13 protein-coding genes are annotated in these 12,198 nt (G+C 46.1%); 6 read left to right on the forward strand and 7 right to left on the reverse strand.

Going from position 1 to position 12,198, the window contains the following annotated elements; translation table 11 throughout:
• Nucleotides 1-137: 137 nt before the first annotated feature.
• Nucleotides 138-1,790 carry a S8 family serine peptidase gene (locus ACN0UY_RS08320; RefSeq protein ID WP_417666219.1) on the reverse strand — a complete coding sequence of 551 codons (1,653 nt, stop codon included), beginning with the start codon at nucleotides 1,788-1,790 and terminating at the stop codon, nucleotides 138-140.
• A gap of 209 nt (nucleotides 1,791-1,999) precedes the next feature.
• Between ACN0UY_RS08320 and trmA the strand changes: the two genes are divergently transcribed.
• Nucleotides 2,000-3,097 (forward strand): tRNA (uridine(54)-C5)-methyltransferase TrmA, encoded by a 1,098-nt coding sequence (trmA, locus tag ACN0UY_RS08325; protein WP_417666220.1) that lies wholly within the window; start codon nucleotides 2,000-2,002, stop codon nucleotides 3,095-3,097.
• Between the two features lie 3 nt (nucleotides 3,098-3,100).
• Here the strand turns inward: trmA and ACN0UY_RS08330 are convergent, their stop codons facing one another.
• The 3 genes from ACN0UY_RS08330 to efp form a co-directional block, all read right to left on the reverse strand.
• The gene (locus ACN0UY_RS08330) at nucleotides 3,101-3,481 is read right to left on the reverse strand and encodes a MerC domain-containing protein (RefSeq protein ID WP_417666221.1); all 381 of its coding nucleotides are present in this window, start codon (nucleotides 3,479-3,481) and stop codon (nucleotides 3,101-3,103) included.
• Nucleotides 3,482-3,544: 63 nt separating this feature from the next.
• Complete coding sequence (epmA, locus tag ACN0UY_RS08335) at nucleotides 3,545-4,516, reverse strand: elongation factor P--(R)-beta-lysine ligase (RefSeq protein WP_417666222.1); 972 nt, start codon at nucleotides 4,514-4,516, stop codon at nucleotides 3,545-3,547.
• Between the two features lie 11 nt (nucleotides 4,517-4,527).
• Nucleotides 4,528-5,097 carry an elongation factor P gene (efp, locus tag ACN0UY_RS08340; protein WP_128353000.1) on the reverse strand — a complete coding sequence of 190 codons (570 nt, stop codon included), beginning with the start codon at nucleotides 5,095-5,097 and terminating at the stop codon, nucleotides 4,528-4,530.
• Between the two features lie 111 nt (nucleotides 5,098-5,208).
• Between efp and epmB the strand changes: the two genes are divergently transcribed.
• Nucleotides 5,209-6,207, forward strand: coding sequence for an EF-P beta-lysylation protein EpmB (epmB, locus tag ACN0UY_RS08345; protein ID WP_417666223.1), 999 nt, complete (start codon nucleotides 5,209-5,211; stop codon nucleotides 6,205-6,207).
• Here epmB and ACN0UY_RS08350 read toward each other — a convergent pair.
• The 3 genes from ACN0UY_RS08350 to ACN0UY_RS08360 form a co-directional block, all read right to left on the reverse strand.
• The gene (locus ACN0UY_RS08350) at nucleotides 6,204-6,716 is read right to left on the reverse strand and encodes a DUF3016 domain-containing protein (RefSeq protein ID WP_417666224.1); all 513 of its coding nucleotides are present in this window, start codon (nucleotides 6,714-6,716) and stop codon (nucleotides 6,204-6,206) included. The two genes, epmB and ACN0UY_RS08350, sit on opposite strands and share 4 nt — an antisense overlap.
• A 152-nt stretch (nucleotides 6,717-6,868) precedes the next feature.
• Nucleotides 6,869-8,503, reverse strand: coding sequence for a chaperonin GroEL (groL, locus tag ACN0UY_RS08355; RefSeq protein WP_417666225.1), 1,635 nt, complete (start codon nucleotides 8,501-8,503; stop codon nucleotides 6,869-6,871).
• 13 nt (nucleotides 8,504-8,516) lie between these two features.
• The gene (locus tag ACN0UY_RS08360; RefSeq protein WP_128353004.1) at nucleotides 8,517-8,810 is read right to left on the reverse strand and encodes a co-chaperone GroES; all 294 of its coding nucleotides are present in this window, start codon (nucleotides 8,808-8,810) and stop codon (nucleotides 8,517-8,519) included.
• Between the two features lie 177 nt (nucleotides 8,811-8,987).
• Here ACN0UY_RS08360 and cutA point away from each other — a divergent pair, with 177 nt between their 5' ends.
• The 4 genes from cutA (at nucleotide 8,988) to accB (ending at nucleotide 12,195) form a co-directional block, all read left to right on the forward strand.
• A complete protein-coding gene (gene cutA / locus ACN0UY_RS08365; RefSeq protein ID WP_417666226.1) occupies nucleotides 8,988-9,311 on the forward strand; it encodes a divalent-cation tolerance protein CutA in 324 nt (107 codons plus the stop codon).
• 5 nt (nucleotides 9,312-9,316) lie between these two features.
• A complete protein-coding gene (locus ACN0UY_RS08370) occupies nucleotides 9,317-11,092 on the forward strand; it encodes a protein-disulfide reductase DsbD (protein WP_417666664.1) in 1,776 nt (591 codons plus the stop codon).
• Between the two features lie 145 nt (nucleotides 11,093-11,237).
• Nucleotides 11,238-11,702, forward strand: coding sequence for a type II 3-dehydroquinate dehydratase (gene aroQ / locus ACN0UY_RS08375; protein ID WP_417666666.1), 465 nt, complete (start codon nucleotides 11,238-11,240; stop codon nucleotides 11,700-11,702).
• A gap of 31 nt (nucleotides 11,703-11,733) precedes the next feature.
• Entirely contained in the window at nucleotides 11,734-12,195 is a 462-nt protein-coding gene (gene accB, locus ACN0UY_RS08380; RefSeq protein WP_417666227.1) for an acetyl-CoA carboxylase biotin carboxyl carrier protein, read from the forward strand.
• Nucleotides 12,196-12,198: the final 3 nt, after the last annotated feature.

Consider the following 12,198-nt stretch of genomic DNA (forward strand, 5'->3'; position numbering starts at 1 on the left):
ATTTTAGAGATTTAACTCGCTGCGTCAAGCGCCTTTTTGACATTTTTAGGTGTTTTTTTGCTGACTGCTGGTTTTGTAATCAATGTGTATAAAAAAAGCTCGCCGAAGCGAGCTTTTTTGGTTTAATTACGGCCATATTACTTTTTAGGACCGCCTTTACCTGGGTTACCGCCACCGGTATCACCGCCAGTATCGCCACCGCCGGTAGAACCACCACAGCCATTCGCTGTTAAATAGTCTACTGCAGCTTTAGCTTGAACTAAGCCATGGCCATATGCGTTATCACGTCCGGCTGCACCTAAGTCTTTCGCTGATGCATGCAATGCATTACGAATGTCATTATTGGTACATGTTGTATGTTGTGACCAAACTAGGGCAGCAACGCCTGCAACATGTGGAGTAGCCATTGATGTGCCGTCAAAATATGCCCAGTCACTATCGGTAACGCCAACAGTTGTTGATGCGCCAACCTGACTCAACATTGCTGCACCGTCAGTATCGCTCACACCCACAGCTGGGATAGAAGCACTGTAACCACCGAGTGTACCTAGTAGTGCGCCCGGCTCATTGTTATAAACAACTGTACCAACACCACCACCAGCTTCACAGGCTTGAACTTTTTCAGCGAAAGAAATAACGCCACGTTCAATCAAACAAACTTTACCAACAGCATCATTACATGGTGCGTCGCCGATACCACAGTTTGCCAGTGCACCAGTCGCTTCGATACGCGCAGTGCCGTCCATGCCGGTAGCTTCAAAAGCTGTACCCGCAACAACGAGGTCTACTTTTTCACCCATACCGCGTGGTACTGAGGAAAGTACACTCACACCCGGGCCGGCAAGTTCAACTTGATCAGTTTGTTGTGAGAATGAAGCAATTTGTTCATTTGCGTCAACTGCTGCTACTGAAACAACTGCGTCATATGATGCAGGATAAGAATGGCGCGTGTTGCCATCATTACCGGCTGCCGCAATACTTAACACACCTGCGTCGTTCAATTGTGCGAAAGCGCGCTCTTCAGTACGGTTTGCACGTGAACCACCTAAGCTCATGTTAATTACGTCGGCACCATAATCTGCACATTGCTCTGCAGCGGCCATTAGCGACGATGAGTATGCCCAACCTGATGCTGAGAATACTTTAACGATGTGTAAGTTAACTTGACCACTTGGTAACACACCAACAACACCTTCACCATTGGTTAAGGCTGCAATAGTTCCAGCAACATGGGTGCCGTGACCGTTCTCATCGGTATACCATGTACCTGTACCGCTATCGTTGACACCGGTTACACCCGTGGTTTGAAGATCAGGGTGACCTAAGTCGTAACCTGAATCGATAATACAAACAGTACGCGAGCCTGCTCCAGCATCTGATACCTGGTCAGCTTGAACCAATTCAATGCCATAAGGCTTGTTAGGTTCCCACTGCGTATTCATTGCATAACGTTTTTCGTCTGGGGTTACGCTGATAACATTCGGGTTGTTCATTAAGCCATGAATGGCTGAATGAGGAACTTGAATGGCCATCGCATTAAAACGCTTATAACGCTGAAGAATTTTATTCTCTTTATTACCACCGCCGTCTTTCTCATCTTCATCGAGATAACCGTCATCATCTAAATGCAGAAAAGCTTCGATTTGATCTTTCGAGCCTGGTTTGAACTCGACAATAACGCGTTCCTTGTCGTTGTTCGCATGAGCTGGCCCATGTGCATTCACTGCAGTGCTTACTGCAAGCGAAAGTGCCGCTAATACTAGCGCACTGTTTTTGGTAGTGTTCGACATGAAATTGACCCTTTTTTATTATATTTTCTAATATGTTGTTCGTTCGCGATACCGACCTTATTCAATTCGCGATATCCCATACTCTAATATTTTATGACTATGCGCAACGTCATATTGTGAGTAAATTGTAAAGAACTTAAAGATTGCTTGACTAGACTTTTATGTGCTGCCCGCTACAATGCGCACCTTGATTAGGTTTTGGAGTTTTTATGACGCATTCAGCGATTGATTCAGACCAGTACGAAGCACAACTCAGCGAAAAAGCTGAGCGTTTAAAAATAATGCTGGCTCCGTTTATAACAACGGAACTTGAAGTGTTTGAATCACCCGCCACCCATTATCGCATGCGCGCTGAGTTTCGGGTGTGGCATGACGGCGATGATTTGTACTACATCATGTTTGATCCTGACACTCGTGAGAAGATACGTGTTGATGCTTTCCCAGTTGCAAACGAGCTTATCAACCAACTGATGCCGGCTGTACTGGATTACGTGCGTGATCGCCCAGCTCTACGGCAGAAGCTGTTTCAAGTTGAGTTTCTTTCAACCACAACAAACCAGGCATTGGTTTCTTTGCTTTATCACCGTCAACTTGATGAAATCTGGGAACGCGAAGCCCGTGCCTTGAAGGCACATCTGCAACAATATGGGGCCATTGAATTGGTTGGTCGCGCGCGCAAACAAAAAATTTGTGTTGATAAAGACTGGGTGACTGAAACGCTTACGATTAAGGGTAAGCCATATCATTTTCAGCAAGTTGAGAACAGCTTTACTCAGCCCAACGCGGCAGTCAATCAACACATGGTTACTTGGGCACTCGATGCCACAACCAACGCAACCGGCGACTTGCTTGAACTCTATTGTGGTAACGGCAACTTTAGCCTGCCGTTAGCACAGAACTTCCCGCGTGTGCTGGCAACTGAAATCAGTAAAACATCAGTGGCATCGGCGCGGTACAATTGTGAACTCAACACTATCAATAATGTGACTTTGGTGCGTATGTCAGCAGAGGACTTCAGCGCGGTTATGGCTGGTGAAAAAGAGTCTCGTAGAGCAAATGAAGCCAATTTAACTGACTTTGACTGCCGAACTGTATTGGTCGACCCGCCGCGAGCAGGGCTGGATGATGATACCGTGGCGTTAGTTCGCAATTACGACACTATTATCTATGTGTCCTGTAATCCGACGACCTTGGTTGACAATTTAACCGCACTGGCTAACACGCATGAAGTTGAGCGTGCAGCTTTATTTGATCAGTTTCCGTATACAGATCATATGGAAGCAGGTGTTGTATTGAAGAGAAAGTAAGAATTAACTGGTTGGTGCTAACGGGTTAATTGAACGGACCAAGCGTAAATTGACCCAGTGCGCCGCTATAATAAGACCGGCACCGATCAAAATTATCAACGGCTCGCCCATGTCACCAAGACTATCTTTGTGCCAATAAACAAAACCACCAGCAACAAGCAGAACCAGCGGGTACATGCGGGCATGTTGGCGCATACCAGAAACCAACGCAACTAACCCAAGTACGATACTCGTACCTAGAATCAAGCGTTCAAGTAGCTCTTCACCCAAAAACGATAAGCCAATCAGTGACAGTAGTGGAAGAATCACAGGCAGCAGTAAGCAATGTAACGCACACAAGGTGGTCACCCACATACCCGTTTTATCTAATGAACGCTGAGTCACTACTGTACTTGCTCCGCTAAAGTCATACCAAATTAAGAGTGTTATAGTATAACATTACTTTTTTTAGGCGCAAGTAATAGAAAAGGGAAGTGTTTGACGAATATCATCTAAATTTTCGGCAAGCATGAACAATCGGTCAAAACCTAAGGCTACGCCAGAACAACGCGGTAATCCGCTTTCGAGTGCTGCAACTAAACGAAAATCGACTGGTTTCTGCGGTTTATTGTGCTGGTTACGCAACCGATTATCCTGAACAAACCGAGTTTGCTGTTGTTTAGCGTCAGTGAGTTCCTGATAGCCATTAGCAAGCTCAATTCCGCCGGCATAAACTTCAAATCGGTAGGCCACACGCGCGTCATTTTCATTGAGTTCAGCGAGTGCTGCCTGGCTGGCAGGAAAATCATGAACCACGGTAATCGCGTTCTTCTCAAAGAGTGGCTCAATGACTACGGATATTGCCAGTTGTAGCAATGTATCACGGTCACTTTCGCGCGCGACAAGATCACTGATATGGGGGTAGCGACTCAAGCGTTTTTGTAATTCGATGACTGAAGCTTGCAGTGGGTTTATCTGTAGAAATTGTTCAAACGCTTGCTGGTAGCTGAGCCGAATAACTGGGCGCTCGCCTAACACCAATACCAACAGCTCAAGCACTTCGCTAATGAGCTGTTCCATCGAAAAGTTGATGCGATACCACTCAAGTAGTGTGAATTCTGGATTGTGGTGTCGCCCAACAGCATCGTCTCTGAATACTTTACCCAATTGATAGATTGACTGACCGTGCGCGGCCAACAATCGCTTCATTGCATATTCGGGGGATGTTTGCAGGTAAAAGTCACGCTGTGGAAAACGACTTAACTGGCAGGTGAGATTTTCAAGGTGAAGATCAGAAACGCCAAAGCGGCTCAATATGGGGGTATCGACTTCCAATACATCGTGCTTGGCAAAAAACTGACGAACTTTTTGCAACAATGCAGCTCGCCGCTTTAAGACATCAAGTGTGGCACTTGGACGCCAGTCATCAGAGAGCTGCATCGGTAACTGCTTTATTTCTGAACGCGAGAAACGTATTCGCCTGAGCGCGTGTCAACTTTGACAACTTCGCCCGTTTGCACAAATAGAGGTACGCGTACAACTGCACCCGTGCTTAGTGTTGCTGGTTTACCACCTGTACCGGCGGTGTCACCCTTCAGGCCTGGGTCAGTTTCAGTGATTTCAAGCTCAACAAAGTTTGGTGGGGTAACCGCAATTGGGTTGCCATTCCAAAGAGTCAGCGTGCATGTGTCTTGCTCAACTAACCATTTGGTCATATCGCCAACAGCTTTTGCGTCAGCTGCAAGCTGTTCAAAGGTTTCGTTGTTCATGAAGTGCCAGAACTCACCATCGTTATAGAGATAAGAAAGCTCTACATCGATAACGTCTGCGCCTTCAACTGAATCACCTGATTTAAAGGTTTTTTCAACAACTTTACCGCTGATAAGTTTACGAATTTTTACGCGGTTAAAGGCCTGGCCTTTACCTGGTTTAACAACTTCATTGTCAACGATGTTACACGGTTCGCCATCTTGCATGATTTTTAAACCGGCTTTAAATTCGTTTGTGCTGTAATTCGCCATAGCTTCCTCGTATGCTTTCAAATTAAGCGATTTCGGCGCCAATAATAAACCATAACGCATCAATTATCAGGTAAAATAATTCATGTTTCGCAACAAAAATGTGGAGAAGCAGTGCCAGAAACAAATTTTATACGCGTTCGTCCACAGTGGCAGCAAGAACTCGCACAATCCATCACCGACCCCGTTGAGTTGGCTCAGCAGCTTGAGTTACCGCAAAGCTGGGTTGAGCAACACCTCAGCGCGCGCAAACTATTTCCACTGCGCGTTACGCAATACTTTGTTGACCAAATGGAGCGTGGCAATACCGCCGACCCACTCTTACTGCAAGTCATGCCACAGGCTGACGAGTTTACGCAGCAACCAGGGTTCGTGACCGACCCGCTGGAAGAACAGGACAATGACCATCCTGGCATTTTACATAAGTATAAATCACGCGTTTTAGTCATTCTAAGAGGTGGTTGTGCGATTAATTGTCGCTATTGTTTTCGCCGCCATTTTCCCTACGACGAACATCATTTTGGCCGGGCGCAGCTCAACGAACTGATTGCTCTAATCGAAGCTGACGCCAATATCAATGAAGTGATACTAAGCGGCGGCGACCCATTGATGGCCAATGATCAGCAACTTGATACGGTGCTCACGGCACTTGAGCAATTACCGCAATTGAAGCGAATTCGAATTCATAGCCGCCTGCCGATTGTACTCCCCTCGCGACTCACCCACGAGCTTGCAAAGCGGCTTCAACAAAGCCGGTTACAAGCTATTCTGGTGCTGCATGCGAATCATGCAAATGAGATAACGCCAGCGCTAATGAATGCGTTAAAAACCTGGTCTGATGCCGGCATCACGCTATTGAACCAGAGCGTATTATTAGCCCAGATAAACGATAATGCGATAACCTTGGCTGAGTTAAGCGAAGCATTATTTGCTGCAGGCGTTTTGCCTTATTACTTGCATCAGCTCGACAAAGTAGCTGGGGCCAGCCATTTTTCGATAAGCGACGAAAAAGCCCGCAACCTTGAACAACAGTTGCGGGCCATGTTACCAGGGTTTTTAGTCCCTAAATTGGTGCGCGAAGTAGCTGGTGAAGCCAGCAAGACTCCACTTTAGCGTTTTGCGCTCGGAAAGGTTTCGTTAAACCACTCCATCATCAGTTGTTTTTCGAAATACAGGCTATCGTGGCTTGAACCTTGAATATTTCGCATATTGCGCGGTGGCGCTAACGACTTCAATTCAACCATATCCGCGCTGCTCAGTTCAGCACCCTGAGCGTCTGTATAGCGGTAAGAAATAACCAACTCGGGATACGAAACATCGTCCAATACGCGCTGAAAGCCGCTGGTAGTCGCTCCAAAAGTTGCGTCAACACGACCCGCTAAATCAACATCATTAAAGGTTACCTGCAGCGTATTGCTCTCAGGTAATTTGGCACCTAATTCAGCAACATATTCTTCAAACTTCGTTTTAGTTCGTTCTTCAAAACGGCTTTGCAACTCGTTGACCGCCTCAAAGTCAGAGAACGACTTTACTTCGTCCCACTTCACTTCAACTTTTGCAGCATGCACTGGCGCAATCAGCATGGCTGCCACGACCGTTACACTTGCTAGTAAAGTTTTCATAGTCACCTCCGATGGATGTTTGTGTCTTACGTACAAGTACTTAAGAGTATAGATCGAATTCAACTGGAATATATGACAATTATGACCAATAAAAAAAGGAAGCGCGAGGCGCTTCCTTTTTCTTTACATTCATAAAGCTGCATTAAGCGGGATTACATCATGCCGCCCATGCCACCCATACCGCCCATGTCTGGTGCAGAAGGTTCATCTTTAGGGATTTCAGCAATCATCGCTTCAGTTGTGATCATCAATGCGGCCACAGATGATGCGAATTGCAGGGCTGAACGGGTTACTTTGGTTGGATCCAAAATACCCATTTCTAACATGTCGCCGTATACGTCTTGACCCGCGTTGTAACCGTAGTTACCTTCGCCATTCTTAACGTTGTTTGCAACAACTGAAGCTTCAGCGCCAGCATTGGTAGCGATTTGACGCAATGGTGATTCCATTGCACGCAATGCCAACTTGATACCTACGTTTTGGTCTTCGTTGTCACCACGTAATTCGCTCAACTTGCTTGCTGCGCGAACCAAGGCAACACCACCACCAGGTACAACGCCTTCTTCAACTGCTGCACGTGTTGCATGCAATGCATCTTCAACACGGGCTTTCTTCTCTTTCATTTCCATTTCGGTTGCTGCGCCGACTTTGATTACCGCAACACCGCCAGCTAATTTAGCCAAACGCTCTTGCAGTTTTTCGCGGTCGTAGTCAGACGAAGTTTCTTCAATTTGCTGACGAATCTGAGTAACCCGAGATTCAATTGCCGCTTGGTCGCCGTTACCGTGAACAATGGTAGTGTTGTCTTTGTTAATTACAACACGCTTCGCAGAACCTAAATCTTCCAGCTGAGCTTTTTCAAGCTCCATGCCGATTTCTTCAGAAATCACTGTACCGCCAGTTAATACGGCAACGTCTTGCAACATTGCTTTGCGACGGTCACCAAAACCAGGTGCTTTTACTGCAGCAACTTTAACGATGCCACGCATGTTGTTCACAACCAACGTTGCCAAGGCTTCGCCTTCAACATCTTCAGCGATGATCAACAACGGCTTACCTGATTTCGCGACGCCTTCAAGTACTGGCAGTAATTCACGAATGTTAGAAACTTTCTTGTCAACTAACAGAATGAACGGGCTTTCAAGTTCAACAGTGCCGTTTTCTTGGTTGTTGATGAAGTAAGGTGACAAATAACCGCGGTCGAACTGCATACCTTCAACTACTTCCAGTTCGTCGTGCAGTGCTTGGCCTTCTTCAACGGTGATAACACCTTCTTGGCCCACTTTATCCATTGCTTTTGCAATGATTTCACCAATGGTGCTGTCAGCGTTTGCAGAAATAGTACCTACTTGAGCAATGGCTTTTGAGTTGTTGCATGGCTGCGACAATTCTTTCAATTCAGCAACAGCTGCAATTACAGCTTTGTCGATACCGCGTTTCAAATCCATTGGATTCATGCCCGCAGCAACAGCTTTCAAGCCTTCGTTTACAATTGATTGTGCAAGAACAGTTGCAGTTGTTGTACCGTCACCGGCTTCGTCATTGGCTTTAGACGCAACTTCTTTCACCATTTGTGCGCCCATATTTTCAAACTTGTCTTCAAGTTCGATTTCTCTCGCAACAGAAACACCGTCTTTGGTGATAACCGGTGAGCCAAATGATTTTTCTAGAACTACGTTGCGACCTTTTGGTCCCAACGTTACTTTCACTGCGTCTGCAAGAATGTTAACGCCTTTAAGCATGCGCTGACGTGCGTTATTTCCAAACTTAACTTCTTTAGCTGCCATGTTCGTTTCCCTCTTAACCTTCAATGATTGCTAGGATGTCTGACTCACTCATGATCAGGTACTCTTCACCGTCGATCTTCTGAGTTTTCACGCCATAACTTTCGTTGAACAACACGCTGTCGCCAACTTTTACATCCAACGCTTTCACGTCACCGTTTTCTAAGATGCGACCATTGCCTACAGCAACAACCTCACCGCGCGTCGATTTTTCCGCTGCTGAACCGGTCAGCACGATACCGCCTGCAGATTTGGTTTCTGCTTCTGAACGCTTAATGATCACACGATCATGTAAAGGACGAAGTTTCATCGTTGATAACTCCTAAACCTATTGGTTGTGGTTGATAATTCAGCTTCAGTGATGAGCCGAAGCTGTTAAAAAATTTGTTGTGTCCCTGTTTATGGGGGGTAAAAATTTGATATCAAGGTTTTCTGATAAATTTTTTTTGTTTTCGTATACTGAAAAAAACCAATAAAAGGTGTCTATATGAGTTCAGAACATCGCTTAGTCATTTGCAGCTGTCCGGATAAACATGTCGCCAAAGCCATCGCAGACAAAGTATTGCGAGCGCGTCGCGCTGCCTGTGTGAACATTTCGGCACCTTCTACGTCAATGTATTGGTGGGACGACCACATTCACGCAGACGAAGAAGTCTTGTTGCAGATCAAGACTACGGCAAGTGAACTTGATGAGTTATTCAAACTCATTCAAACTGCGCACCCATATGATGTTCCAGAACTTATCGCCGTACCTATTACCGAAGGCTCGGCGGAGTATTTAGGTTGGATTAAACAGGTCACACAATCATGATAGCAGTGTTATGCCGTTTACTAACGGTATTCGTAGTTGGGTTGTCATTGTTTTCAAGCATAACGGCACCAACCTATGCGCAGTCTCAGTTTGAATTAAATTCAAACGACCCATTCGCCCAACAAAACCAATTTTTACCCGTTGATGAAGCCTTTCAATTTGATTTTCGCCAACAAGGTAACCAGCTAACGCTTAGCTGGACTATCGCTGATGAATATTACATGTATCAGCATCGCTTTAAATTGAAGACACCGGTACAACTTGCTGAGCAACCAATGCTTCCTGAGGGGGAAGCGCATTTCGATGAGTTTTTCGGTGAAACCGTTGTCTATCGCGATCGCGTTGAATTAACGTACGTTCTAAATAAAGCCAGCCCCGATCAAGAATTTACCATTTCGTATCAAGGCTGTGCCGATGCTGGCCTATGTTATCCGCCAACCGAAAAAACAATTTATCTAAGCGCAGTAGCGGGTGACGGCTCACAAGCTATTGCCTTTGAACAGATTGCTGAGAATTCACAACAAACAACGTCTTCAAACTTCTTCGATATGATCACTGAGCAACCGCTATGGCTCGTGTTGTTGCTGTTTGTAGTACTTGGTATTGGCCTTGCGTTCACCCCATGTGTATTGCCCATGTATCCAATTATTTCGGCAATTATCATGGGGCACTCAGGTGCAGGCTCTAAGCAGCCAAAGCAATTAAGTACCCGACGAGCGTTCACACTGAGCTTGGCTTATGTGCAAGGCATGGCAGTTACTTATTCGATTTTGGGCGTGGTGGTTGCCTTGGCCGGTCTTCGCTATCAGGCCATGCTGCAACACCCAATCATTCTAATTACCTTAGCGATTGTGTTCGTATTATTGTCGTTAAGTATGTTTGGTGCATACACCATTCAGTTACCGCAGCGTTGGCAAAATTACTTGAATCAGCTGAGCCAATCGCAACGTGGCGGAGCCCACCGCAGCGTTTTTGTTATGGGCGCGATCTCAGGCCTTATCGCCTCACCATGCACCACTGCGCCACTTTCTGGCGTGTTGCTATTTATTGCACAGTCGGGCGACTTAACCGTAGGCGCCGCTGTGTTGTATGCGTTAAGCGTTGGTATGGGCCTGCCATTGCTCGCCTTTGGTGTTACTGGTGGCAAATTACTGCCCAAAGCTGGGGCGTGGATGAACACCATCAAGCGTGTGTTTGGAGTGGTGTTATTGGGTGTTGCTTTAGTACTGGTTGAGCGCCTTATCCCTTATACCCTTGCTGACTGGCTATGGATCGTGTTTATTGTTGTCGGCGCGCTGTACTTAATAATTGCTGATATACGCGAACTTCCGCGCTCAACTGCGAAGCGTTTTGCTGCCGTATGGCTGGTGACTGGCGCGGTATTAACTTATCTATGGTGGCCACAGGCGCATCACACGCTGCCGTTTCAACAGGTAACCAGCGTAACAGAAATTCAGCAACAGCTAGATTCTGCCGCGCGTAATAACCAACTGGTGATGCTCGATCTTTACGCGGACTGGTGTGTCGCCTGCAAAGAGTTTGAGCGTGAAACATTTGGCGCTGCCAACGTTGAACAGATCACATCAGACATGGTGCTGCTACAAGCGGATGTAACGGCTAATACGCCTGAAAACAGTGCAATTCTAAATGAATTCCAAGTGCTGGGCTTACCCACAATCCTCTTTTTCAAAAACCAGCAGGAGCTTAATCGCTCTCGCGTAACGGGTTTTATGAATGCTGAAAAGTTTACTGACCACATTAAAGAGTTAAAAACACGTTAAATCTTGCTGCGATCAGCGGTGATAAGACCAGTATTTTGCTGCGTTATTACATTTTTTCACTATAATGCTGAAATAGGTGTTGAATTAGGGGGGCTAATTGGCCTCTAATATCAATCTTGATACGTTCGCAGCAGATCGCAGCAATATGACAACAAATAACGATAAAAAATATAGAGTTCTTTTGCTCAACGGCCCTAACCTTAATTTGTTAGGTACGCGTGAGCCGCATATTTATGGCAGCGACACACTTGATCAGGTTGAACACCGTTTACGTGAACATGCAGAAGCCATCGGCATTACCTTAGACTGTCGACAGTCTAATGGTGAGCATCAACTCATTGATTGGGTGCACGAAGCCCGAACTTCGCATGTCGACTTTATTCTTATTAATCCCGGCGCGTATACGCACACCAGTATTGCACTGCGTGATGCGCTTGCAGGCGTCGCGATTCCATTTATTGAAGTGCATCTTTCAAACATTCACGCCCGCGAAGAGTTTCGTCGGCATTCATTTTTGGCAGATATTGCTAACGGGGTGATTTGCGGCTTAGGTGCGCAAGGTTACGACTTCGCACTGCAAGCAGCAAAACAACATCTTTCTAAGCAATAAATCTAATTAAACATTGGGGTCATCATAGATCATGGATATTCGTAAAATAAAAAAACTGATCGAACTGGTCGAAGAATCAGGCATCGCTGAGTTAGAAATTACCGAAGGTGAAGAATCAGTACGTATTCACCGTGGCGGAAGTCAAAGTGCGCCTATGCACTACCAATTCCCACCGCAACAAATGCAACACGCACCAGCTCCAGCACCGGCTCCTGCAGCCGCCCCGGCATCTGAAGCGCCAGCAGCGCCAGAAATTTCTGGCCATGTTATGAAGTCACCAATGGTTGGTACTTTCTACGCAGCTCCTGCGCCAGGCTCACCAGACTTTGTAACCGTTGGCCAACAGGTGAAAGCTGGCGAAACGCTGTGCATTGTTGAAGCTATGAAAATGATGAATCAAATCGAAGCTGATAAAGGCGGCGTAATAAAGCAAATCTTGGTTGAAAACGGCGAACCCGTCGAATTTGATCAACCTCTGTTTGTCATCGAATAAACG

It is taken from the genome of Pseudidiomarina sp. (assembly GCF_048268165.1).
Classification (GTDB): Bacteria; Pseudomonadota; Gammaproteobacteria; order Enterobacterales; family Alteromonadaceae; genus Pseudidiomarina.

Excerpts from the sequence above, each read along its gene's own strand:
- ACN0UY_RS08320 (WP_417666219.1), bottom strand. The coding sequence starts at position 1,790 with ATGTCGAACACTACCAAAAACAGTGCGCTAGTATTAGCGGCACTTTCG.
- trmA (WP_417666220.1), top strand. The coding sequence starts at position 2,000 with ATGACGCATTCAGCGATTGATTCAGACCAGTACGAAGCACAACTCAGC.
- epmA (WP_417666222.1), bottom strand. The coding sequence starts at position 4,516 with ATGCAGCTCTCTGATGACTGGCGTCCAAGTGCCACACTTGATGTCTTA.
- efp (WP_128353000.1), bottom strand. The coding sequence starts at position 5,097 with ATGGCGAATTACAGCACAAACGAATTTAAAGCCGGTTTAAAAATCATG.
- ACN0UY_RS08350 (WP_417666224.1), bottom strand. The coding sequence starts at position 6,716 with ATGAAAACTTTACTAGCAAGTGTAACGGTCGTGGCAGCCATGCTGATT.
- groL (WP_417666225.1), bottom strand. The coding sequence starts at position 8,503 with ATGGCAGCTAAAGAAGTTAAGTTTGGAAATAACGCACGTCAGCGCATG.
- ACN0UY_RS08360 (WP_128353004.1), bottom strand. The coding sequence starts at position 8,810 with ATGAAACTTCGTCCTTTACATGATCGTGTGATCATTAAGCGTTCAGAA.
- cutA (WP_417666226.1), top strand. The coding sequence starts at position 8,988 with ATGAGTTCAGAACATCGCTTAGTCATTTGCAGCTGTCCGGATAAACAT.
- aroQ (WP_417666666.1), top strand. The coding sequence starts at position 11,238 with ATGACAACAAATAACGATAAAAAATATAGAGTTCTTTTGCTCAACGGC.
- accB (WP_417666227.1), top strand. The coding sequence starts at position 11,734 with ATGGATATTCGTAAAATAAAAAAACTGATCGAACTGGTCGAAGAATCA.